Below are 22554 nucleotides of genomic sequence, written 5' to 3'. Positions count from 1 at the left end.
AAAATATACAGATAATAAAACTGTTATAACAAATAAATAACAATTTAAACTAAAGATTTAAAATCTTTAAAATTAATTTTAAAAAGATATTTTATCTTTATTTTGTGATTTAATAAATAATTTTATTTAGTTTTGCCGAAATTTTAAAAGAAATGACCATTAAAATTGAGCAAACGAATTCTCAACATTTGATTTTCTGCGAAGCCATCATAGAAGAAATGGAACTTTCGGCAAAAATGAGAGGAACAGGAATCGCAAAGCGTTCGATAGAATATTTAAATAAAAAAATCATAGACGGAAATGGAATTATCGCCCTTACCGAAGAAAACGAATGGGCAGGATTTTGTTATATCGAAACGTGGAGTCATGAAAAATTTGTAGCCAATTCAGGATTGATAGTAGCGCCAAAATTTAGAAAACACGGACTAGCTCGTAAAATCAAACAAGCTATATTTTCATTGTCTCAAAATAAGTTTCCAAATGCTAAAATCTTTGGTCTAACTACGGGTTTAGCAGTGATGAAAATCAATAGTGAATTGGGCTACGAACCCGTAACTTATTCCGAATTAACACAAGATGAAAACTTTTGGAACGGATGCAAAAGCTGTATCAATTATGAAATTTTAATCGCAAAAGAAAAGAAAAACTGTTTGTGCACAGCCATGTTGTACGAACCAAAAGTAGCATTAATACCAAATGAAGAAAACCATGAAAAAAGTAGTTTTAGCTTATAGCGGAGGATTAGACACTTCGTTTTGTGCCGTTTATTTATCTAAAAAATTAGGATACGAAATTCACGCAGTAACTGTAAATACAGGTGGATTTTCAGTTGAAGAAATAAAAGACATTGAAAGACGCGCTTTGAATCTTGGTGTCCATTCTTATACGTGTATTGATGCCGTAAAAAATTATTATGATACTTGTGTAAAATTCTTGATTTATGGAAATGTTCTAAAAAACAATACCTATCCGCTTTCTGTAAGTGCTGAACGAACCATTCAAGCTAAATCGATTGCTGATTTTGCTAAAAAAATCAATGCTGATGCAGTAGCTCATGGAAGTACTGGCGCTGGAAATGATCAAGTGCGTTTTGATGTAATTTTTAATATTCTTTGTCCTAATATCGAAATCATCACGCCAATTCGTGATTTGAAACTTTCTAGAGAAGCCGAAATGGAATTTTTAAAAGAAAATCAAGTAGAAATGAATTTCGAAAAAGCGTTGTATTCTGTAAATAAAGGGCTTTGGGGAACTTCTGTTGGCGGAAAAGAAACTTTAACATCTAATCAACATTTACCTGAAACCGCTTTTCCATCGCAATTAGAAAAATCAGAAGCAGACAAAACCGAAGTGATTTTACATTTCAAAGAAGGAGAAATCTTCGGAATTAACGATACTATTTTCTCTCATCCAAGTGATGCTATTTTGCATTTAGAAAAGTTAGCCGCTCCTTTCGCTATCGGAAGAGATATTCACGTGGGGGATACCATTGTCGGCATAAAAGGAAGAGTAGGTTTTGAAGCGGCGGCGGCTATGATTATTCTGAAAGCACATCATCTATTGGAAAAACATACGTTATCGAAATTCCAATTGAATTTGAAAAGCCAATTAGCCGATTGGTATGGTAGCTGGTTACACGAAGGTTTGTTCTTAGATCCCGCTTTACGTGATATAGAATCTTTCTTTACCAACACTCAAAAAACTGTCAACGGAAAAGTTACAGTAACGCTTTTACCCTATCGTTTTATCCTTAACGGAATTGAATCAGAAAACGATTTGATGGCATCCAAATTTGGAAGTTATGGTGAAATGAATTTGGGCTGGTCAGGAGAAGACGTAAAAGGATATTCAAAAATAATCAGTAATTCGCTTACCATTTATCATCAGGTGAACGAAGGGAAAATATAAATCAAATGAAATCAAAAATAAAAGTTGGAATAGTGGGAGCTGCAGGTTATACCGGTGGCGAATTGATTCGTTTGCTCTTAAATCATCCAAAAACCGAAATAACTTTCGCATTAAGCAGAAGTCAGAATGGAAAGGAAATCAGCAGTATTCATAGCGATTTAATTGGCGAAACAAATTTGATTTTCACCAATCAATATTCCAATATAATTGATGTTTTGTTTCTGTGTCTCCCACATAAAGAAAGTAAAATTTGGTTGCAAAATAATGAAGTGAATGAAACCATCAAAATCATCGATTTAGGAAATGATTTCAGAATTGACGGCAAATTTGAAAAAGGCAATTTTGTTTACGGTTTACCCGAAATCAATAAGAAAACTATTGAACAGAGTAATTACGTTGCTAATCCAGGTTGTTTCGCTACGGCTATTCAATTAGCGTTGCTTCCACTTGCGAAAGCAAAGATTTTAAAAACAGTTTACACAACCGGAATTACAGGTTCGACTGGTGCAGGACAACAATTGCAAGAGACAACGCATTTTAGCTGGAGAGTTAATAATATTTCGGCTTACAAAACTTTACAACACCAACATGTAGCTGAAATTTGTAAAACGCTAAATAGTTTAAATGTGGAAAAAGTAAACTTAGAATTTGTGCCTTGGCGTGGCGATTTTACTCGGGGAATTTTCTCTAGTTCTACGATTGAAACAAAAATGAGTTTAGAAGAAATTCAAACACTTTATGAAGATTTATACAGGAACAATCCATTTGTGTTTTTGTCTAAAACCAACATCGATTTGAAACAAGTTGTAAACACCAATAAATGTTTGCTGTTTATTGAAAAAGACGAAAATCACGTGGTCATTCACTCCGTTATTGATAATTTATTAAAAGGCGCTTCTGGACAAGCGATTCAAAACATGAATTTGATGTTGGGCTGGGAAGCAACGCTGGGATTAAAATTAAAAGCCTCAGCATTTTAAAAAGAAAAAAATGAAATTATTTGATGTATATCCGTTATTTGACTTAAACTTCATTAAAGCTGAAGGAAGTTATTTATGGAACGATAAAAACGAAAAATATCTAGATTTATATGGTGGTCATGCCGTGATTTCAATAGGTCATAGCCATCCAACTTATGTACAAAAAGTCACGGAACAGTTACAAAAAATTGGCTTTTATTCCAATTCAGTAAAAATTCCAATCCAAGAAGAAGTAGCACTAAAACTAGGTAAAATTTGTGGTTACGAAGACTATTCGCTCTTCATGTGTAATTCAGGTGCTGAAGCCAACGAAAACGCAATTAAACTAGCTTCATTTCACACAAAAAAGAAAAAGAATATTTGCTTCACCAAAGCTTTTCATGGAAGAACTGCGGCTGCTGTTGCGGCAACCGACAACAAAAGTATTATTGCGCCAACGAATGAGACGGACAATTTTATTTTTGTTCCATTTAACAACACAACTGCGTTAGAGGAAACATTTAAAAATCACGAAATTTCTTCGGTAATTATTGAAGGAATTCAGGGTGTAGGCGGTGTTCAAATTCCGGAAGTCGACTTCTTAAAAAAAATAAGAAGTTTATGTGATGAACATGAAGCGGTTTTCATTTGCGATGAAATTCAATCGGGTTATGGAAGAACAGGAAAGTTTTTTGCTCATCAACATGCCCAAGTTCAAGCTGATATCATAACAATTGCGAAAGGAATGGGAAATGGTTTTCCGGTTGGTGGCGTTTTAATTGCTCCTAAATTTCAAGCCAAGCATGGTTTATTGGGAACCACTTTCGGCGGTAACTATTTGGCTTGTGCTGCATCACTTGCCGTTTTAGAAACCATCGAAAAAGAAAACCTATTACAAAATGCAACAGATTTAGGAAACTACTTGTATGAAGAGTTAAAAGACGATCCGTTAATTCACGAAATCCGTTACCAAGGTTTAATGTTTGGCATCGAACTAAAAGTTTCTTGTGCGCCATTACGAAACAAATTGCTGAGTGAATTCAATATTTTAACTGGAAATGCTTCGTGCCCAAAAACATTGCGAATTCTTCCTGCTTTAAACATTACAAAAACCGAGTTAGATGCTTTTATACACGCATTTAAAATTCTATCCAAATCAAATTTATAATCATGAAACGATTTTTCTCTGTAGACGATATAACCAATCTTGATGCATTTATTCAAGAGGCAATCCAAATAAAAAAAACGCCTTTACAAAAAAGCGAATTAGGCAAAGGAAAAACTTTAGGCTTGGTTTTTCTAAATTCAAGTTTAAGAACTAGATTAAGTACTCAAAAAGCAGCTCAAAATTTAGGTTTGAATACCATCATTTTAAATGCCAATCAAGAAGCGTGGACATGGGAATTTGAAGATGGAGCAATTATGAATGGTGGAACTGTAGAACACATCAAAGATGCGGCGCAAGTACTGAGTCAGTATTGTGATATTATTGGTATTCGTTGTTTTGCGGGATTGACTAATAAAGAAGAAGACACTTCTGAAAAGGTATTTTCTTTGTTTGAAAAATATGCGACTGTGCCTATTATTTCCTTAGAATCAGCAACTTTACATCCGTTACAAAGTTTGGCGGATTGCATCACTATTGAAGAGCAGAAACCAATCAATAAGAAACCAAAAGTAGTTTTGACTTGGGCGCCTCACATAAAATCGATTCCACATGCCGTTGGAAATTCCTTTGCTCAATGGATGAACAAAACGGATTGCGAATTTGTAATTACGCATCCAAAAGGATATGAATTGGACCCAAAATTCACTCAAAATGCAACCATTGAATACAATCAAGAAGTAGCACTACAAGATGCTGATTTTGTATATATAAAAAACTGGTCGTCATTTGAAGAATATGGGAAAATCCTAGAAACCGAGGAAGATTGGATGTTAACCCATGAAAAACTAAAAGTTACTAATGATGCCAAAATCATGCATTGTTTGCCCGTGCGAAGAAATGTAGAAGTAAGCGATGAAGTATTAGATAGACCTAATTCTTTAATTTACCAACAAGCCAATAATAGAACTTATGCCGCACAAATTGTGCTTCAGAAAATACTGGAATCAAATGAAAACGCTTAATGTAATAAAAATTGGCGGCAACGTTATCGATGATGAATCAAAATTAAATGATTTCATCCAATCGCTTGCGAGTTTAAACGAACCTTTTATTCTAGTTCATGGCGGTGGAAAATTAGCAACTGATTTGGCTGAAAAACTAAATATCCCACAACAATTAATTGAAGGCAGAAGAATTACAGATGCCGAAACTTTGAAAATTGCGACCATGGTTTATGCGGGTTACATCAACAAAAATATAGTTACGAAACTTCAAAAACACAAAATTAATAGTATAGGTTTATCTGGAACTGATGGAAATTTAATTACGGCAACAAAACGAATTCATCAGGAAATCGATTTCGGATTTGTGGGTGATATTTCAATTGAAAATGTTAATTCAGACTTCTTAGAGTTGCTACTTCAAAATGGATTAAAACCGGTAATCTGCGCTATTACTCACGATAAACAAGGTCAATTATTAAATACAAATGCCGATACTATTGCGAGTGTTTTGGCTTCGGCTTTGGCAACTTCATTTCATGTAAAATTGACGTATTGCTTTGAAAAAAATGGCGTTTTATCGAATCCCGAAGAGGAAAATTCAGTTATTAAAAACTTAGATTGGGAAACGTTTCAAAAATTAAAAGAACAAGGAATTATTAACAAAGGAATGGTTCCAAAAATTAAAAATGCATTTGAGGCTTTGGCAAATGGAGTGAAAGAAATTGGGATTACTTCTTCAGAAAACTTTGCTCATTTTATAAAAAACAATTCACATGAAGGAACAAGAATTACATCATCTTTTTGAGTCGGTTTACAAATTATTGAAAGCATTAATTTCGATTCCTTCGTTCAGTAAAAGTGAAGATAAAACAGCGGATTGTATAGAAAATTTCTTTGTAACATATAACATTCCGACGTATCGAGAAATGAATAACGTGTGGGCATTCAATAAATTTTATGATGCATCCAAACCAACTATTCTGCTAAATTCACATCACGATACGGTAAAACCGAATGCAAGTTATACCCTAAATCCTTTTGAACCAATTGAAAAAGACGGAAAATTATATGGTTTAGGCAGTAACGATGCTGGTGGTTGTTTAGTAAGTCTAATCGCTACTTTTATTCATTTTTACGATAAAGAAAACTTAAACTACAATTTAGTTTTAGCCGCTACTGCTGAAGAAGAGATTTCGGGTGTAAACGGAATCGAATCCATCTTTAAAAAACTTGGTTCTATTGATTTTGCGATTGTAGGTGAACCTACCGAAATGAATTTGGCTATAGCCGAAAAAGGATTATTGGTTTTAGATTGTGTGGCTAAAGGAACGTCTTCACATGCCGCACATCCGAACCATAATAATGCGATTTTGAATGCAATTGAAGATATTCAATGGTTTAACACCTATAAATTTGATAAAGTTTCGGATTTATTAGGCGAAATAAAAATGACGGTTACTATTATCAATAGTGGTACACAACACAATGTAGTTCCCGATTCTTGTCAGTTTACCGTAGATATTCGAACTACTGAAATGTATTCCAACACTGAAATTTTCAACATCATCCAACAAAACATTAAAAGTGAGGTAACTCCACGTTCCTTAAGACTGAATTCCTCCTCAATTCCGCTGTCACATCCTTTTGTACAAGCTGGAATAAAAATAGGAAGAACCTATTACGGTTCGCCAACCTCATCAGACCAAGCGGTAATTCCTTGTCCTTCTCTAAAAATGGGGCCCGGATTATCAACACGTTCGCACAGCAGTGATGAATTTATTTACGTACAAGAAATTAAAGAGGCAATTCAAATTTACCATTCCGTTTTAACCCAAATACTATAGTTATGGTAGAAAAAATATGGCAAAAAAAAGCAAGTGAAAACGCACATCACACTGAAATAGTAGAAAAATTTACCGTTGGAAATGATGTCCAATTTGATTATGCTCTAGCTAAATTCGATGTTTTGGGATCATTAGCCCATTGCGAAATGTTGCATTCCATCCATCTATTAAAAACGGATGAATGGCTTCTCATTGAAATCGAACTTCAAAAAATTTTAGAAGAAATCAAACAAAATCAATTTGTAATTGAATCTGGAATTGAAGATGTGCATTCACAAGTAGAACATTTATTGATTCAACGAATTGGGGAGATTGGAAAGAAAATTCACAGTGGTCGCTCGAGAAATGACCAAGTTCTGACCGATTTAAAATTGTATTTAAAAGCTGAAATTTTAGATATCAAATCACTTATTGAAGCTGTTTTTTCGTCATTAATTCAGTTGAGCAACCAACATAAAGAGGTATTACTTCCGGGTTATACACATTTGCAAATTGCTATGCCTTCTTCGTTTGGATTATGGTTTGGCGCATATGCTGAAAGTTTAGTAGATGATTTAGAATTGCTATTGGCAAGCCACAATATTATCAATAAAAATCCATTAGGTTCAGGTGCTGGCTACGGAACTTCATTTCCATTAAATAGAACGTTAACAACTGAATTGTTAGGGTTTGGAGCATTAAATGTCAATTCGGTTTACGCTCAAATGACTAGAGGAAAATCAGAAAAAGTTATAGCAATGGCAATAGCAGGTTTGGCGGGAACCATTAGTAAATTGTCGTATGACATGTGTTTGTATTTGAATCAAAATTTCGGTTTTATTTCTTTTCCGGATACTTTGACAACGGGAAGTAGTATTATGCCTCACAAGAAAAATCCGGATGTTTTTGAAATTATGAGAGCAAGATGCAATCGAATTCAAGCCTTACCTAACGAATTAATTATACTTACAAACAATCTGCCTTCAGGTTATCACAGAGATGTTCAATTGACAAAAGAGGCTTTATTTCCAGCGATTCAATCTTTGAAAGAATGTCTTGAAATGCTACAATTTATGTTGCAACACATTGAAGTTAAGAAAGATATCGTAAAAGATGCTAAATACAATTATATGTTTAGTGTAGAAAGTGTAAACCAGCAAGTTTTAGAGGGAATTCCGTTTAGAGATGCTTATAAAAACATTGGAATAGCAATTGAAAATCAAGATTTTATCCCAAATCACGAAGTGAATCACACCCATGAAGGTAGTATTGGAAATCTTAGAAATGAACTAATAGAAGAAGCTTTTAAAAGAGTAATAGCTAAATTTAATTAATTCCCTTTTGGCAGCATATAAGCTGTTTCTTTCTTTGCTTCATTCAAAACGATACTGCTGTGATATTGTCCAATATTAGGAATATTTGAAATCACATTTACCACAAAATCATTGTACGATGTAATATCCTCTGCAATGATTTTTAGCATATAATCGTAATTTCCAGACAAACTAATCACTTCTTGAACTTGAGGAATAGCAATTATGGTTTGTTCAAAAGCATCAAGAGCAGCCTTAGATTGTTCTTTCAAAGTAACGTTACAATACACCACGATTTGAACACCAATTTTAAAACGATCTACTAGCGCCACATACTTTGTAATCACTTGGTTTTTTTCCAAATTTTTGATACGCTCATAAGTTGGAGTAAACGAAAGCCCAACACGTTCTCCTATTTCTTTCACCGAAATTGTGGAATCTTGTTGTAAAATTTCTAAAATAGCTTGGTCTTTGGCGTCTAATTGATGTTTCATTCAGTAGTAAAATTGAAAATAAATATACAATTATTTTTTATAATGTAAATAATCTTGAAGCATAATGGTGGCAGCAATTTCGTCAACTAAAGCCTTATTTTGACGTTGTTTCTTTTTTAAACCACTATCAATCATCGTTTGAAACGCCATTTTAGAAGTAAATCGTTCATCTACTCTATCCACCGGCATATCAGGAAAAGCTGATTGAAATTTCACCACAAAAGCATTGATGATTTCGGCACTTTGAGATGGCGTTCCATCCATTTGCTTGGGTTCGCCAATAATAACTCGTTCTACTTTCTCTTTCAAGAAATAGTCTTTTAAAAAAGCAATCGCTGTTTCCGACGAAATGGTAGTTAGCCCAAAAGCAATCATCTGCATTTCATCAGTAACGGCAATTCCTGTTCGTTTGATTCCGTAATCTATGGCTAAAATTCGCATTGTTGATTATTTTGAACAAATATACATTCAATTACTTAATAATTTCAAATTCGGCTAATGTTGCCATTCTAGCTTTGTTTAATTTTAAAGTTTTACCATCAAAATTATAATTATCAGCCATTTCTAAAACTTTAGCTAGTTCTTGTTCGGTTACCATATCTTCACAAGCCATCATGGTGGAAGCTACTTTTGAGAATTCGATACGACTAACCTCTTCTTTTAATTTATAGCTTCCCATCATATTATTACAACCTGCAAAAGCTGAAAATCGTCCATCAGGATTAAAAGTAATTCCAAATTCTCTTTTACTATCTTTATTCTTTTCGATAGTTTTTCCGTATAATTTCAACAAACTCCATTTTGAATTTTTCAATTCAACTTTAGTAACTTCTTTGGTTTTTGTTTCTTCTTTTTGAGCTGGAGCAATTGGTTCCGAAATTTCAATTCTTGATAATTTGTATTTTGAAGCTAAATCACCTTCAATGCGTTTTTCATCAACATCTAAATGAAATAATACATTTTCACCCACAAAATATTGATTTGGTGCAGCTGAACCCGAAAGTGTAATGGTATTTCCAGCTTCATTCCAAGTATATGTTCCTGTCTCTTTAAAAACTTCTTTAGATTTTCCTTTATAAACTATTTCCTTTACATACGAATCTTCTGTCAATGAAATTGTAGTTTCAATAGCCTCACAATCGGCACAAGGTAAACTTCCTTTGTATGTTCCAATGTAATCCAAACTTATTTTTGCATTATGATGATCAATTTGAACTGTTGTTGAATCCATTGGAATTGTTCCTTCTTGTTTTTTCGAATCATTTTTACATGATGTTAATGTTGATGCAATTATTGCTAAACTTAAAAAACTTTTTTTCATGATAATACTCTATTTTGTGATTTCTATAAATTTACAAATTTTATGAATCAAAAACAATTCCAAAAATCATAAAATAGTATCTTTGCTATTCAAATTTTGAAAAACATGACCAATTTACAAGCAACAATAGAACAAGCATGGGAAAATCGTGCTTTATTACAAGAAGAAACTGCTCAAAAAGCCATTAGAGAAGTTATCGAATTATTAGATAGCGGAAAACTTCGTGTAGCTGAACCAGTTGAAAACGGGTGGCAAGTTAACGAATGGGTAAAAAAAGCCGTGGTAATGTACTTCCCAATTCAAAAAATGGAAACTTGGGAATCGGGTATTTTTGAATATCACGATAAAATGTTACTAAAACGTAATTATGCTGAAAAAGGTATTCGTGTAGTTCCAAATGCTGTGGCAAGATATGGTGCTTATATTTCTTCAGGAGTAATTTTGATGCCTAGTTATGTAAACATTGGTGCTTATGTAGATGAAGGTACGATGGTAGATACTTGGGCAACCGTAGGAAGTTGTGCGCAAATTGGTAAGCATGTTCATCTTTCTGGAGGCGTTGGAATTGGTGGTGTTTTAGAACCCTTACAAGCCGCTCCAGTAATTATTGAAGATGGCGCTTTCATAGGTTCAAGATGTATTGTGGTTGAAGGAGTTCACGTTGGAAAAGAAGCGGTTCTAGGTGCTAATGTGTGTTTGACAGGTTCTACAAAAATTATTGATGTAACAGGTGATGAGCCTATCGAATATAAAGGTGTTGTTCCTGCTCGTTCGGTAGTAATTCCTGGAAGCTATACAAAGAAATTCCCAGCGGGAGATTATCAAGTACCTTGCGCGATAATCATTGGACAAAGAAAACCTTCAACAGATTTAAAAACTTCTCTAAATGATGCATTAAGAGAATACAACGTAGCCGTTTAAATAAAATCCTTATAAAATTATTCAAATTCCAATTTGCGATAAAACATGCGCGAATTGGAATTTTTGTTTTAAATCAAAAGTAAAATAAACGTAAATAAATTGTAAATTTTATATGAATGGTTAATTTTGTTGAAAATTACCCTTATGTCAAACTATTTTAGCAGTGTAAAACTATTTTTCAAGCGTTTTTTTGTAGTTCTTTTTATTTACCAAATTTGTCGTTTGTTGTTTTACTTTTTCAATCGAAATGCTTTTGAAAACATTTCTGCTAAAGGCTTTTTAGGCGGTATTCATTTTGATTTATCGGCTATTGCCTACATCAATTTAATTTTTGCACTTTTACATTTTCTTCCTGGTAATTTTAAATACAAACCTAACTACCAAAAGTATTTGAAAACTGGATTCTTTGCAGTTAATTTGATATTCATTTTAACCAATTTTGTTGATTTCGAATATTACAAATTCACCGGCAGAAGAAGTACTTTTGGCATGATTACCGCAAGCGGAATGGAAAATGAAATTGGCGGATTAATCTTTTCCTTCTTAATTGAATTTTGGTATTTACCACTTCTTGCATTTGTTTTAGGAATACTATTCTGGAAAGCAACTCCAAATTTAAAACCTGCAACCGAACAAAGTGCAAATTGGTCACAAATAGCGAAACAATATGGCATGTTTGTGCTTTTAATGGGATTTGTTTTCCTGTTAGGCCGTGGTGGTGTACAAAAAAAACCAATTAAAATTGTGGATGCAGTAAATTATGGTTCTATCAATCAATCTGCGTTAGTTTTAAATACGCCTTTTTGTATCTTAAAAACCCTTGGCAAAAAAGAAACTTTAGAATCTCCAAAATACTTTTCAGAAACCGAATTAAATCAAATTTTCAATCCAATTACGGAAATTACTTCAACTGAAAATCCAAACAAAAAAAATGTAGTAATTATAATTTTAGAAAGTTTTGGACGAGAAAATATCCAACGCGGACAAACGCCTTTTCTGGATGGATTAATTGAAAAATCTTTATTTTTTGAAAATGGTTTTGCCAACGGAAAACTATCAATAGATGCTGTTCCTTCTACGCTTTCGAGTATCCCTAGTTTGATGAATACTTCATTAATTACGTCAAGTTATTCGATTAACGAAGTGTATGGTTTGCCAAAAATTTTAAAAGATAACGGATATCAAACTGCGTTTTTTCATGGTGCTTTTAACGGAAGTCAGAATTTTGATCAATATTGTAAAGTGGCGGGTTTTGATAATTATTTTGGAAAGAATGAATACGTTGGTCCAGAAGCATTTGACGGAAGATGGGGCATTTTTGACGAGGAATTTATGCAATATTTTTCAGGTAAAATGACCGAATTTAAACAACCTTTTTTTAGTACAATTTTCACCATTTCATCTCACAATCCTTACATAGTTCCCGAAAAATACAAAGGAAAATTCCCAAAAGGTAACGCTAAAATTCATGAAAGTATTGCTTATTCTGATTATGCTTTGAAACGTTTTTTTGAAACGGCTTCACAACAAGAATGGTACAAGAATACTTTGTTTGTAATCACGGCAGATCATACTTCATCAGAACCTACTGAGAAAAAATTCAAAACAAATGTTGGGAAATTTAGAGTACCGATATTATTCTTTGATCCTTCAAATCCTTCTATGGTTGGAAAAAATCTAAAGAATTTACAACAAATTGACATTATGCCATCGATTATTGATTATTTGAATATCGATAGTAAAATGATTACATATGGTAAATCGTATCAATCTGAAAAAGATTTTGTAGTGTATTATTTAGACAACATTTACCATTATATTTCAGGTGATTATTACTTAGCTTTTGATGGAAAAAAATCGTTAGGATTATATAATTTCAAGAAAGATGAATTATTAAAAACCAATTTAATCAAAACCGAAAAAGCAAAAGCAACCGAAATGGAAACGTTCATAAAAGCGTATATTCAATCGTTTAACGAGCGAATGATTGAAAATAAACTAACGCTTCAATAATTTTTCTTGACGTTGTAATTTCAGTAATTTGGCGTATTTCATGTGCGAGAAAAATCCTTGGATTAAAGCGATTGTAATTCCATCAATGCCGTTGAAAATGCCTTTTTTGAAGAAATAACATCTAATAAAAGCAATTAATCCATTAATCACAGGTTTCATAGCTCCTACTCTTTTTCCTTGATCAAAAAGTTGTTGGGCATGCCAAGTAGAATATTGGTTTTTCTTTGCTATAATTTGCTCAAAAGATTCCCAACCGTAATGTAAAATATGAACGGCTACTTTTTTCTCGTTAGTAGTTTCAATTTTTTGATGCACTTTAGCTTCGGAAGGTTTTGCAGTTTTCTTATTAAAAAAACGCACTTTATGATCGGGATACCAACCTGAAAAATCGATTAATTCATCGGCTAAAAAGTTTTTAACTCGAAACGAAAAAGCATCGTAATTCCCTTCTAAATATTTCCCTTTTAAGATAAATTCTTTGGCATCTTTATCTAAAAATTCGTCAGCATCTAAATTCAAAATCCAATCGTTTTTGCAAAATGGCAATCCGTGTGTGCGTTGTGGACCATCGCCAAGAAATTTTTGAGAAATTACTTTTGCTCCTTTTTCTTCGGCAATTTTCACAGTATTATCAGTACTTAACGAATCGACAATGATAACTTCATCACATACTTCAAACAAAGCATCAATGCATTTTCCAATGTTTTTTTCTTCATTAAACGTAATAACTAAACCACTAATTGCCATAAAATTTGAATTTTCACAAAAGTAAACAATTTATTTTGTTGGCAAAGTTTCAAAATCAGTGTATTTTAGCCAAATAATTTATCCAAAATGAAAATTTTAGTCATACAACAAAAGCGAATTGGAGATGTATTAACTTCTACAATATTATCCAATAATTTGAAGCAAAAATATCCAAATGCACAAGTAGATTACATGTGCTACGCCAATTGTGTTGATGTACTAAAAAACAATCCTAATATTGATAATATTATTGTTTTAGAAGAAAAAGTACGAAAAAACTATCTTTCGCTTTTTCAATTTATTTTCAAAATTAGAAGTTCCAAATATGATGCAGTGATTGATGCTTACAGTAAATTGGAAACCAATTTAATCACCTTGTTTTCTGGTGCTAAATATAAAATTTCATATAAGAAAGGATATTCTAATATATTCTACAATTACAATATTGAACGACTAAAAAACGGCACAAAATCAGAAATTGGATTAGCTATTATCAACCGATTACGTTTATTAAAACCGCTAATTAAAGAAGAAATTACCGATTACAAACCCAAAGTTTTTTTAACGGATTCAGAAATTAATAAGGCAAAAGAAATGCTGTCGAAATTTCCTTTAAAAACCGACAAACCTACTTTTATGATTGGAATTTTAGGTAGCGAATGGTACAAAACCTATCCGTTTGAAAAAATGGCGGAATTAATAGATTTTACTGTTGCAACCACAGATGCAAACTTGCTTTTCAATTACATTCCAAAACAAAAAGAAGACGCTCAAAAAATCTTTGATTTGTGCCAACCCGAAACGCAAAAACGTATTTATTTTGATTTGTATGCCAACGATTTACGTTCGTTTTTAGGATTATTATCACAATGTAATGCTTTGATTGGAAACGAAGGCGGAAGTGTGAATATGGCAAAAGCGTTGTTTGTTCCAACATTTTCATTGTTTTCACCAAGTGTAGATAAAGAAACATGGCAAATTTTTGAAGATGAGAAAAATATTTCCATTCATTTAAAAGATTTGAAACCTGAAATTTATCAAGAATTTGACGAGAAATACATCAAAGAAAACACTTTCAAATATTTTGAAGAATATCCGATTGCGTTGATTAAAGAAAAATTAAAAGCTTTTTTTAAATTGCTTTAAAGAAACAAATCTGTCATGCTGAACTTGTTTCAGCATCTAAAAAAACTAAAATAGAAACTGAAACCAGTTCCGTTTGACAAGATTAAAAATATTGTGACAAACCATTTTTAATACAAGTCACATTGTGTTTTTTATTGAAATTGCGAATAGCATTATTTTTCTCCCAAGTTTCATGAGTTGCATAACCCCTTTGATGGTCTAAATGCAAACAAACAGCACTGTAGCGAATTTGTTTAGATAGAACACCAAAGTTGAACAAACGTTCGCCAACTTCTCTATCTAAACCACCGTATTGCATTTCTTCGTTAAAACCATTTATGGCAACTAAATCTTTCTTAAAACAAGACGTGTTGTGACCGTTAAACGTTCGTTTTGTTGGGGTTAACCAATTCATAAATGAAGCAAAAAGTGAAATTCTAGTTAGCTTTGATAATTTAAACGTTTTGGAAACACCATTTTTAATTAGCCAAGAAATCGAAAAACAATCTTGATTTTTAATATTTTCTAATGAAATTTTTTGAGACGTTTCCATTGGCAATTTAAAATAACCACCAGAAAGAAAATAGCCTACTTCTTGATGTTTTAAATGTTGAGCAACAAAATCTTTTCTAGGAATACAGTCGCCATCGGTAAAAAGTAAGTAATCCGAATTGGTTTTGAGTATGGCTTTATTTAAGATTTTACATTTCTGAAAGCCATTATCTTCATGCCAAACGTGAACAATTGGAAACTTAAACTGATTTTGAAAAGATGCAATTATAGTTTTAGTTTTTTCGGTAGAACCATCATCGGCAATAACAACCTCAAAGTCTGGCTCCGTTTGGACACTATATCCAACAAGCACTTTTTGAAGCCATTCTTCTGAATTGTAAGTGGTGATAATTACCGATAATTTCATGCAAAGAATAAAAAGTGAAAAATACTACTTTTTCCAGAACTTTAATTTCTTTTTCAGTCTTTTTTTTCGGTGAAAACGATATTGAAAATCAGCTGTTAATCCCCACATGGTTTCAAAAATAGTAGTTTCATCTTCTCCCGAAAGTTTTGCATATTCGTTACTCATCACAGCAATCATATCTTTTTTATGCGTGATTTTCGATAAATTCTTCATTCGGGTTTGAAAATCGAGTATTTCATGGAATTTCATTCGGTTTAAATCAACTAGAAAAAAGGAATAACTTCCGTCGGTATTTTTACGAATTAAGGTATTTCCTGGTGAATGATCTAAGAATTCAATGCCTTTTTCGTGCATTTCGTAGGTAAATTGAGTGAATTTTCGAATGATGAAATCTCTGTTTTCAAAAGCTTCATTTTGAACAATTTCTCTGAATTCAAATACATTTTCAAGATGTTCACAAGCGTAATAGCTTTCTTTAAGCCCTATTAAATCATAATTTTCAAAGAAAGCAACAGGCTCTGGTGTTCCAATTTGCATTTCCATCAATTTTGAAGCAAATTCGAAAGAACGACGTGCTTTTGATTTTCGGAAATAGCGATAAGCGATTTTGTTGATAATATTAGGCTTCTTAAACGATTTAATACTAATCACTTCATTTCCCAATTCAAAAAGTTTAATTGCATTACGTTTTCCAATAACAAAATCTCTTCCAGATGATGAAAAATGGGTAATGTAATTTTCTATTTGAGTTTTATATTTTTGGAAGTTGGGATGATACTGCGCCAGCATGTTTTTTTTTATTCAAAAGTAGCTATTGTTGGCTATAATTCCAATTTATTGAATATTTTTACATGTTTTTAGCAAAAAAATATGAAACCATTACCAAAATGTTCCTTAGTTACACCAACCTATAACTGGCCTGAAGCACTAGAATTATTGCTTTTAAGTATTACTAAACAAACTGTTTTACCTAATGAAGTAATTATTGCCGATGATGGTTCAAAAGAGGAAACTCGTTTGTTAATTGAGCGTTTTCAAAAATCATTTCCTGTTTCGTTAATTCATGTTTGGCATGAAGATAATGGCAATCAAAAGCCAAAAATCATGAACAAAGCCATTGCCAAAGCAAAATACGAATACATAATTGAAATAGATGGAGACATCATCATGCATCCGGATTTTGTAAAAGATCATTTAACCTATGCTGAAAAAGGAGTTTATTTATTTGGTTCAAGAGTTAATATTCAAAAATCGATTTTAGATAGTGTTTTCATAAACAAAACTACTTCATTCCATTTTTTTTCTAAAGGTATTAAAAAACGTGGAAGAACATTACGAATTCCTTTCTTTATGAATTCTGCTAAACTTCACGACAAACGTTCTTCAAAACTTAGAGGCTGCAATATGTCGTTTTGGAAAGAAGATTTCATTAAAGTAAATGGTTTTAATGAAGGTTTAGTAGGATGGGGAGTTGATGATTCCGAGTTAATTCAACGCATGCATAACTTAGGAATTAAAGGAAAACGATTAAAAAATGTTGGAATTGCTTATCATATCTATCATAAAGAACAAGACAAAAGTCACATTCATTTAAACAATGCTATTGAAGACGAAGTAAGAGAAAAAAAGATAACTTTTATTGAGAAAGGTGTGAATCAGTATTTATAATTTCATCACTCTAAGATATTCTTCTTTGGTTTGTTTGGCAATATTTTCAGCTGTAAATTCATTTTCGATAATAGCTTTACTTTTTGAAACGAATTGCGATTTCAAATTTTCGTCATCTAAGAGAGTTAAAAGTTTATTGGCCAACTGTTTGAAATCTTTTACAGGAGCAATAAAACCATTTTTGCCATCTTGAATAACATCTGGAACTACTCCAACTTGCGTTGAAACAACTGGAGTTCCAAGTAACATGGCTTCAAGAACAGATGTTGGTCCGCCTTCTCTTTGTGATGTCATTAAGAAAGCATCTAATTGTGGAACTAAGGAAGATGCTTGTTCGATTTTATCTGTGAATATTATGGCTCCTTCCAACCCTTTATCTTTTACTTGTTGTAATAATTCAGGTGTGTTTTTTGTAAATTCTCCAATTTGGATAAATTTAATATCCTTTCGGTTTAATTTATGAACTACTTCGTCAACAACATTTATGAACGTTGGCAAATCTTTTGCATTGGAATGATTGGCAATATTTCCAACAACTTTAAATCCTGCATCAATTTTATACTTTTCTCTTAAGTTTAAGACTGGTTTCAAATTTAAAATCTCCAACGAAACACAATCATGCACAATTACAGTTTTACTTTTTGTTTTTTCATTTAAAATTTTTCCTAAATCTCTTTTAACTGAATTAGAAACACAAATAATTGAAGACAATCCCTTAAAATTATATTTCAAATTACTCAAAAAGCTACTGCTTGTTCCCATTCCCTTTTTAGAAAAAATTGTTTTGGTTTTCAGATAGAAAAGAAAATCAGAAATTGCGAAAACAGTCAGTGAATCACTAGTATGTAAATGAATAACATCTGGCTTTACCTGTCTTAGAAGTGAGTTTAAATATATGTAATTTTTAAATGTATTTAATTTATTGCCTCTAGCTTCGTAGAACTTAATATTCATATTGCTGCAATGCTTCTGTAAAATTGAATTCTTAACCCCAAACACTATGTTTTCTACACCTATATTTTGCAATTCGGGAAATAGATAAATCATTTGTTGTTCGTTTCCTCCCCAACCTTTAGCTCCAGAAATATGCAATATTTTCATAAGATAAGTTTGTTAAAAATCGTATCTAGAAGTGTTATACCTATACCGATTTTATTCGTTACTTTGCAAATATAAAATAGTAATTTAATTTCGTTTAAGAAATTATGGAAAATATCAACACCGAAGTACAAAACGCATTCGAAGTCATTATAAATGGTGGCATTATCTTATATCCTACTGATACCGTTTGGGGAATTGGATGTGATGCTACTAATGAAGAAGCTGTAAAAAAAATCTACGCTTTAAAACAACGAGAAGAAACCAAAAGCATGATTGTTTTAATGAACGGCGAACGTATGATGTACAACGTTTTCAAAGAAATTCCAGAGGTGGCTTGGCAAATTTTAGATTTATCGGAAAAACCAACAACTTTAATTTTAGACAATCCTCGAAATGTTGCCAAAAATATTATAGCCGAAGACAACACGTTAGGAGTTAGAATGGTAACGGAACCTTTCTGTTTTAAGTTAATGGAACGCATGAAAAAACCATTGGTTTCCACCTCAGCTAATATTTCCGGCGAACCAACCCCAAAAACTTTCAAAGAAATTAGTCCCGAAATTATAAAAGGTGTGGACTATGTAGTAAATTTGCACCACGATAAAGTTTGCAAAAATCCTTCTACTATAATTAAATTAGGTTTAGACAACCAAGTAAAAGTGATTCGCAAGTAAAATGCACCAATAAATCGATCTGTCAATTAGCCAATTATGTTGTTTGCTAGGTAATTGGCACATTGACTAATTGTCAAATCGACTAATTAAAGAAATGAATTACAAACAACATTTAGAACATAACATCTTCAAAATAATTTCACAAGCTGCCCAAGAACTTAACTTGGAATGCTATGTGATTGGTGGTTTTGTTCGCGATATAGTACTCAACAGAAACCACAAAAAAGACATCGACATCGTTGCCGTTGGTAGCGGAATTGAATTGGCTTTAAAAGTTTCTGAATTGATTCCATTTCATCCAAAAGTACAAGTTTTTAAAAATTATGGAACTGCGATGTTACGCTACGATGATATTGATGTAGAATTTGTTGGCGCTCGAAAAGAATCGTATACACACGATAGTCGAAATCCATTAGTGGAAAACGGAACGTTAAAAGACGACCAAGAAAGACGTGATTTCACAATAAACGCATTGGCTTTTTCGTTGAATTCTGCAAACTTTGGCGATTTAGTTGATCCTTTTAATGGTGTGGAAGATTTGAAAAATAAAATAATCAAAACGCCTTTAAATCCCGATATTACCTATTCTGATGATCCGTTGCGAATGATGCGCGCCATTCGTTTTGCTACGCAATTGAATTTCGAAATCGAATCGGATTCTTTAGAGGCAATTTCAAAGAATAAAGACAGAATCAACATTATTTCAGGCGAAAGAATTGTAGATGAGTTGCATAAAATTTTAGCTTCGGATAAACCTTCAATTGGTTTTTTACATTTGTATCAAACGGGTTTGTTAGACATTATCTTACCCGAACTTACGGCTTTAAATAATGTGGAAGAAGTTGAGGGTCATACACACAAAAACAATTTTTATCACACCTTAGAAGTGGTAGACAACATTTGCCCAAATACGGATGATGTATGGTTACGATGGGCAGCGCTTTTGCATGATATTGGTAAGGCACCAACCAAAAGATTCAACAAAAAACAAGGTTGGACTTTCCACGGACATGAATTTTTAGGTGGAAAAATGGTCAAAAAAATATTTGAGCGTTTACACATGCCGTTAAATCATAAGATGAAATTCGTGCAAAAAATGGTTACGATGAGTTCACGTCCTATTGTAATTGCGGAAGACATAGTTACAGATAGTGCCGTTCGTCGTTTGGTTTTTGATGCAGGCGAAGATATTGATAGTTTGATGACCTTATGTAAAGCCGATATCACTACAAAAAATCCAAAGAAATTTCAGAAATACCATAAAAACTTCGACATCGTAAAAGAAAAGATTATAGAAGTAGAAGAAAAAGACCGAGTTCGTGTGTTCCAACCTCCTATTTCGGGAGAAGAAATTATGGAATTATTTGGTTTAAAACCTTGTAGAGAAATTGGGATTCTCAAAGAAGCGGTAAAAGAAGCGATTTTAGAAGGCGAAATTCCAAACGAATATGAAGCCGCCAAAACATTCGTGTTAAACAAAGCTTCAAAAATGGGATTGAAAAAAGTATAAAAATTATAATCTGTTAAAGCACTTTTCAAATTAGCATTGCGTAAATTTGGAGTGCTTTTTGAATATCAAGAAAAATGAAAACAAATAAATCAGTCATTTACTGGCTACTTTCAGGATGTGTTTTGTTATTTATCATGGTAACCGTTGGTGGAATTACGCGTTTGACCAATTCTGGTTTATCTATGACCGACTGGCATTTGATTAATGACACGTTTCCTCCAATGAGCGAAGAAAAATGGGTGGAAGCTTTCGAAGAATACAAGAAATATCCAGAATATCAATTAATCAACAAGCACAAAGATTTTCAATTAGACGATTATAAATTCATTTTCTTTTGGGAATGGTTTCACCGTTTTATTGGTCGTATCATTGGAATTGTTTTCATTATTCCATTTGTTTATTTCTTAATCAAAAAGAAACTAGACAAAGAAACAATTAAAAAATGCATCATTCTATTAGCAATGGGTGCTTTTCAAGGATTTTTAGGTTGGTTCATGGTAGCCAGCGGTTTAAAAGATATGCCCGATGTGAGTCACTTTAGATTAGCGATTCACTTAACATTTGCTTTTATTACGTTTGCTTATACCCTTTGGGTTGCTTTAGATTTAATTTATCCTGAAAGAAAATCACCTGTTGTTGAATTAAGAAAAATCGCTAGAATAGCATTGGTAATTTTAATCATCCAAATTATTTATGGAGGTTTTGTTGCTGGATTAAACGCTGGATTAATTCACAATCATTGGCCTTTGATGAGCGATGGACAATTCTTTCATGAAAGTATCCGATTAGAACAATCTAACTTACTTTTATCATTCACAGAAGGAAAAAGTGGTGTTCAATTTATTCACCGAACATTTGCTTATGTAGTTGTATTTTCAATAATCTATCTTTTTATAAAAAGTAGAAAATTTATTTTGGATAAAACACAAGATAATGGTGTAAAAACGCTACTAGTTTTCGTGTTTATCCAATTCATTTTAGGGATTTTTACGTTATTATTCCATGTGCCACTTTGGTTAGGATTAGCACATCAAATTATGGCGTTTTTTTTACTAACAGCGATGACCTTTACACTTCATCGTTTTACAAAATAATGTTACAGACTATATTGTCACAGTTCTTTATTTCAAACTTTAAATGTCAAAATTAAACGCTTCGGATAAATTTTTAGATTTATCTGATTATGGAAGATCTTTCGGAAGATTTTTTGCGCTTCAATTAAAAGAAACCCGATTTACCGCCATCCATGTAACGCTTTTATTTGGTATTTCTGGATTAATGGCTATTTATTGTATTCTAAACCAATACTATTTTGCGGCTGCTTTTTTCATTATTTTAAAATCCGGAATTGATGCTGCTGATGGTGAATTAGCTAGATTGAAAAATATGCCTTCTTATGTGGGAAGATATTTAGATAGTGTATTTGATATCGTTTTAAACTTTCTATTTCTAATGGCTATTGCTTACGTATCTGGAAACTCTTTTTGGATGGCTATTTTAGCTTTCATTAGCATACAATTACAAGGTACACTTTACAATTACTACTATGTGATTTTAAGACATAAATCAGTGGGAGGTGATAACACAAGTAAAATTTTTGAATATAAAACACCAAAAGCTTTACCTGGCGAAACTCAAAATGCGGTAAACATTTTGTTCAGAATATATACTATTGTTTACGGCGTTTTTGATAAGATAATTCACGCTCTTGATTCAGAAGCCTACAAAGTAAAAACATTTCCAAATTGGTTCATGACCTTACTTTCTCTTTACGGATTAGGTTTTCAGTTATTAATGATTGCTTTGATGCTGCTATTCAATTGGATAGAATACATAACACCTTTTTTCATTATGTATTCCTTTTTAATTTTCGTTTTAATAGGAATTAGAAAAAGATTTCTTCAATAATATAAAAAAAAAGTGAAACATGACATTTCACTCTTCTA

The 22554-nt window shown here is 32.4% G+C and carries 23 protein-coding genes; 16 read left to right on the top strand and 7 right to left on the bottom strand.

Features of this window, described 5'->3' with window-relative positions:
• The first annotated feature begins 152 nt into the window (after positions 1–152).
• The 8 genes from NAT47_RS05515 to argH are packed head-to-tail and all read left to right on the top strand — an operon-like array spanning position 153 to position 8136.
• Entirely contained in the window at positions 153–734 is a 582-nt protein-coding gene (locus NAT47_RS05515; protein ID WP_250581185.1) for a GNAT family N-acetyltransferase, read from the top strand.
• Positions 709–1908 (top strand): argininosuccinate synthase, encoded by a 1200-nt coding sequence (locus NAT47_RS05510; RefSeq protein ID WP_250581183.1) that lies wholly within the window; start codon positions 709–711, stop codon positions 1906–1908. The genes NAT47_RS05515 and NAT47_RS05510 overlap by 26 nt, the downstream gene beginning before the upstream one ends.
• Before the next feature lie 5 nt (positions 1909–1913).
• A complete protein-coding gene (argC, locus tag NAT47_RS05505) occupies positions 1914–2888 on the top strand; it encodes an N-acetyl-gamma-glutamyl-phosphate reductase (RefSeq protein WP_250581181.1) in 975 nt (324 codons plus the stop codon).
• Positions 2889–2898: 10 nt separating this feature from the next.
• Complete coding sequence (locus tag NAT47_RS05500; RefSeq protein ID WP_250581174.1) at positions 2899–4035, top strand: aspartate aminotransferase family protein; 1137 nt, start codon at positions 2899–2901, stop codon at positions 4033–4035.
• Between the two features lie 2 nt (positions 4036–4037).
• On the top strand, positions 4038–4997 hold the full coding sequence (locus tag NAT47_RS05495) for an N-acetylornithine carbamoyltransferase (protein WP_250581167.1): 960 nt from the start codon (positions 4038–4040) through the stop codon (positions 4995–4997).
• Positions 4984–5784, top strand: coding sequence for an acetylglutamate kinase (argB, locus tag NAT47_RS05490; RefSeq protein ID WP_250581165.1), 801 nt, complete (start codon positions 4984–4986; stop codon positions 5782–5784). The genes NAT47_RS05495 and argB overlap by 14 nt, the downstream gene beginning before the upstream one ends.
• Positions 5753–6823 (top strand): M20 family metallo-hydrolase, encoded by a 1071-nt coding sequence (locus tag NAT47_RS05485; RefSeq protein ID WP_250581163.1) that lies wholly within the window; start codon positions 5753–5755, stop codon positions 6821–6823. The genes argB and NAT47_RS05485 overlap by 32 nt, the downstream gene beginning before the upstream one ends.
• Positions 6824–6825: 2 nt before the next feature.
• The gene (gene argH, locus NAT47_RS05480) at positions 6826–8136 is read left to right on the top strand and encodes an argininosuccinate lyase (protein ID WP_250581162.1); all 1311 of its coding nucleotides are present in this window, start codon (positions 6826–6828) and stop codon (positions 8134–8136) included.
• Here argH and NAT47_RS05475 read toward each other — a convergent pair.
• The 3 genes from NAT47_RS05475 to NAT47_RS05465 are packed head-to-tail and all read right to left on the bottom strand — an operon-like array spanning position 8133 to position 9930.
• Entirely contained in the window at positions 8133–8609 is a 477-nt protein-coding gene (locus NAT47_RS05475; RefSeq protein WP_250581160.1) for an Lrp/AsnC family transcriptional regulator, read from the bottom strand. The two genes, argH and NAT47_RS05475, sit on opposite strands and share 4 nt — an antisense overlap.
• Positions 8610–8639: 30 nt before the next feature.
• Positions 8640–9050 (bottom strand): Holliday junction resolvase RuvX, encoded by a 411-nt coding sequence (ruvX, locus tag NAT47_RS05470; protein ID WP_250581157.1) that lies wholly within the window; start codon positions 9048–9050, stop codon positions 8640–8642.
• Positions 9051–9081: 31 nt separating this feature from the next.
• Positions 9082–9930 (bottom strand): META domain-containing protein, encoded by an 849-nt coding sequence (locus tag NAT47_RS05465; RefSeq protein WP_250581155.1) that lies wholly within the window; start codon positions 9928–9930, stop codon positions 9082–9084.
• Between the two features lie 105 nt (positions 9931–10035).
• Between NAT47_RS05465 and NAT47_RS05460 the strand changes: the two genes are divergently transcribed.
• Together NAT47_RS05460 and NAT47_RS05455 are read left to right on the top strand one after the other, a co-directional pair.
• Positions 10036–10851, top strand: a complete 816-nt coding sequence (locus NAT47_RS05460) for a 2,3,4,5-tetrahydropyridine-2,6-dicarboxylate N-succinyltransferase (RefSeq protein ID WP_250581153.1) — start codon at positions 10036–10038, stop codon at positions 10849–10851.
• Between the two features lie 144 nt (positions 10852–10995).
• Positions 10996–12864, top strand: a complete 1869-nt coding sequence (locus tag NAT47_RS05455; RefSeq protein WP_250581151.1) for an LTA synthase family protein — start codon at positions 10996–10998, stop codon at positions 12862–12864.
• Here NAT47_RS05455 and NAT47_RS05450 read toward each other — a convergent pair.
• The gene (locus tag NAT47_RS05450; protein ID WP_250581149.1) at positions 12850–13611 is read right to left on the bottom strand and encodes a glycosyltransferase family 2 protein; all 762 of its coding nucleotides are present in this window, start codon (positions 13609–13611) and stop codon (positions 12850–12852) included. The genes NAT47_RS05455 and NAT47_RS05450 overlap by 15 nt on opposite strands.
• Positions 13612–13698: 87 nt before the next feature.
• Between NAT47_RS05450 and NAT47_RS05445 the strand changes: the two genes are divergently transcribed.
• Positions 13699–14757, top strand: a complete 1059-nt coding sequence (locus tag NAT47_RS05445) for a glycosyltransferase family 9 protein (RefSeq protein ID WP_250581147.1) — start codon at positions 13699–13701, stop codon at positions 14755–14757.
• An 82-nt stretch (positions 14758–14839) separates the two neighbouring features.
• Here the strand turns inward: NAT47_RS05445 and NAT47_RS05440 are convergent, their stop codons facing one another.
• Positions 14840–15655 (bottom strand): glycosyltransferase family 2 protein, encoded by an 816-nt coding sequence (locus NAT47_RS05440; RefSeq protein ID WP_250581145.1) that lies wholly within the window; start codon positions 15653–15655, stop codon positions 14840–14842.
• Between the two features lie 24 nt (positions 15656–15679).
• Positions 15680–16444 (bottom strand): lipopolysaccharide kinase InaA family protein, encoded by a 765-nt coding sequence (locus NAT47_RS05435; protein WP_250581143.1) that lies wholly within the window; start codon positions 16442–16444, stop codon positions 15680–15682.
• 81 nt (positions 16445–16525) lie between these two features.
• On the opposite strand from NAT47_RS05435, the gene NAT47_RS05430 reads away from it, so the two are divergent.
• The gene (locus NAT47_RS05430) at positions 16526–17323 is read left to right on the top strand and encodes a glycosyltransferase family 2 protein (protein ID WP_250581142.1); all 798 of its coding nucleotides are present in this window, start codon (positions 16526–16528) and stop codon (positions 17321–17323) included.
• Here the strand turns inward: NAT47_RS05430 and NAT47_RS05425 are convergent.
• Positions 17318–18424 (bottom strand): glycosyltransferase family 4 protein, encoded by a 1107-nt coding sequence (locus tag NAT47_RS05425; RefSeq protein WP_250581139.1) that lies wholly within the window; start codon positions 18422–18424, stop codon positions 17318–17320. The genes NAT47_RS05430 and NAT47_RS05425 overlap by 6 nt on opposite strands.
• 104 nt (positions 18425–18528) lie before the next feature.
• On the opposite strand from NAT47_RS05425, the gene NAT47_RS05420 reads away from it, so the two are divergent.
• From NAT47_RS05420 to NAT47_RS05405, 4 genes are all read left to right on the top strand, one after another.
• Entirely contained in the window at positions 18529–19098 is a 570-nt protein-coding gene (locus NAT47_RS05420) for an L-threonylcarbamoyladenylate synthase (protein ID WP_250581137.1), read from the top strand.
• Positions 19099–19192: 94 nt separating this feature from the next.
• Entirely contained in the window at positions 19193–20608 is a 1416-nt protein-coding gene (locus NAT47_RS05415) for a CCA tRNA nucleotidyltransferase (protein WP_250581135.1), read from the top strand.
• Between the two features lie 74 nt (positions 20609–20682).
• Positions 20683–21702, top strand: coding sequence for a COX15/CtaA family protein (locus NAT47_RS05410; protein WP_250581133.1), 1020 nt, complete (start codon positions 20683–20685; stop codon positions 21700–21702).
• Between the two features lie 43 nt (positions 21703–21745).
• Positions 21746–22516 (top strand): CDP-alcohol phosphatidyltransferase family protein, encoded by a 771-nt coding sequence (locus NAT47_RS05405; protein ID WP_250581131.1) that lies wholly within the window; start codon positions 21746–21748, stop codon positions 22514–22516.
• Positions 22517–22554 lie beyond the last annotated feature (38 nt).

Source organism: Flavobacterium fragile (genome assembly GCF_023634865.1).
GTDB lineage: Bacteria > Bacteroidota > Bacteroidia > Flavobacteriales > Flavobacteriaceae > Flavobacterium > Flavobacterium fragile.
This window is presented reverse-complemented; position numbering and strand designations above follow the sequence as displayed.

Excerpts from the sequence above, each read along its gene's own strand:
- NAT47_RS05515 (WP_250581185.1), top strand. The coding sequence starts at position 153 with ATGACCATTAAAATTGAGCAAACGAATTCTCAACATTTGATTTTCTGC.
- NAT47_RS05510 (WP_250581183.1), top strand. The coding sequence starts at position 709 with ATGAAAAAAGTAGTTTTAGCTTATAGCGGAGGATTAGACACTTCGTTT.
- argC (WP_250581181.1), top strand. The coding sequence starts at position 1,914 with ATGAAATCAAAAATAAAAGTTGGAATAGTGGGAGCTGCAGGTTATACC.
- NAT47_RS05500 (WP_250581174.1), top strand. The coding sequence starts at position 2,899 with ATGAAATTATTTGATGTATATCCGTTATTTGACTTAAACTTCATTAAA.
- NAT47_RS05495 (WP_250581167.1), top strand. The coding sequence starts at position 4,038 with ATGAAACGATTTTTCTCTGTAGACGATATAACCAATCTTGATGCATTT.
- argB (WP_250581165.1), top strand. The coding sequence starts at position 4,984 with ATGAAAACGCTTAATGTAATAAAAATTGGCGGCAACGTTATCGATGAT.
- NAT47_RS05485 (WP_250581163.1), top strand. The coding sequence starts at position 5,753 with ATGAAGGAACAAGAATTACATCATCTTTTTGAGTCGGTTTACAAATTA.
- argH (WP_250581162.1), top strand. The coding sequence starts at position 6,826 with ATGGTAGAAAAAATATGGCAAAAAAAAGCAAGTGAAAACGCACATCAC.
- NAT47_RS05475 (WP_250581160.1), bottom strand. The coding sequence starts at position 8,609 with ATGAAACATCAATTAGACGCCAAAGACCAAGCTATTTTAGAAATTTTA.
- ruvX (WP_250581157.1), bottom strand. The coding sequence starts at position 9,050 with ATGCGAATTTTAGCCATAGATTACGGAATCAAACGAACAGGAATTGCC.
- NAT47_RS05465 (WP_250581155.1), bottom strand. The coding sequence starts at position 9,930 with ATGAAAAAAAGTTTTTTAAGTTTAGCAATAATTGCATCAACATTAACA.
- NAT47_RS05460 (WP_250581153.1), top strand. The coding sequence starts at position 10,036 with ATGACCAATTTACAAGCAACAATAGAACAAGCATGGGAAAATCGTGCT.
- NAT47_RS05455 (WP_250581151.1), top strand. The coding sequence starts at position 10,996 with ATGTCAAACTATTTTAGCAGTGTAAAACTATTTTTCAAGCGTTTTTTT.
- NAT47_RS05450 (WP_250581149.1), bottom strand. The coding sequence starts at position 13,611 with ATGGCAATTAGTGGTTTAGTTATTACGTTTAATGAAGAAAAAAACATT.
- NAT47_RS05445 (WP_250581147.1), top strand. The coding sequence starts at position 13,699 with ATGAAAATTTTAGTCATACAACAAAAGCGAATTGGAGATGTATTAACT.
- NAT47_RS05440 (WP_250581145.1), bottom strand. The coding sequence starts at position 15,655 with ATGAAATTATCGGTAATTATCACCACTTACAATTCAGAAGAATGGCTT.
- NAT47_RS05435 (WP_250581143.1), bottom strand. The coding sequence starts at position 16,444 with ATGCTGGCGCAGTATCATCCCAACTTCCAAAAATATAAAACTCAAATA.
- NAT47_RS05430 (WP_250581142.1), top strand. The coding sequence starts at position 16,526 with ATGAAACCATTACCAAAATGTTCCTTAGTTACACCAACCTATAACTGG.
- NAT47_RS05425 (WP_250581139.1), bottom strand. The coding sequence starts at position 18,424 with ATGAAAATATTGCATATTTCTGGAGCTAAAGGTTGGGGAGGAAACGAA.
- NAT47_RS05420 (WP_250581137.1), top strand. The coding sequence starts at position 18,529 with ATGGAAAATATCAACACCGAAGTACAAAACGCATTCGAAGTCATTATA.
- NAT47_RS05415 (WP_250581135.1), top strand. The coding sequence starts at position 19,193 with ATGAATTACAAACAACATTTAGAACATAACATCTTCAAAATAATTTCA.
- NAT47_RS05410 (WP_250581133.1), top strand. The coding sequence starts at position 20,683 with ATGAAAACAAATAAATCAGTCATTTACTGGCTACTTTCAGGATGTGTT.
- NAT47_RS05405 (WP_250581131.1), top strand. The coding sequence starts at position 21,746 with ATGTCAAAATTAAACGCTTCGGATAAATTTTTAGATTTATCTGATTAT.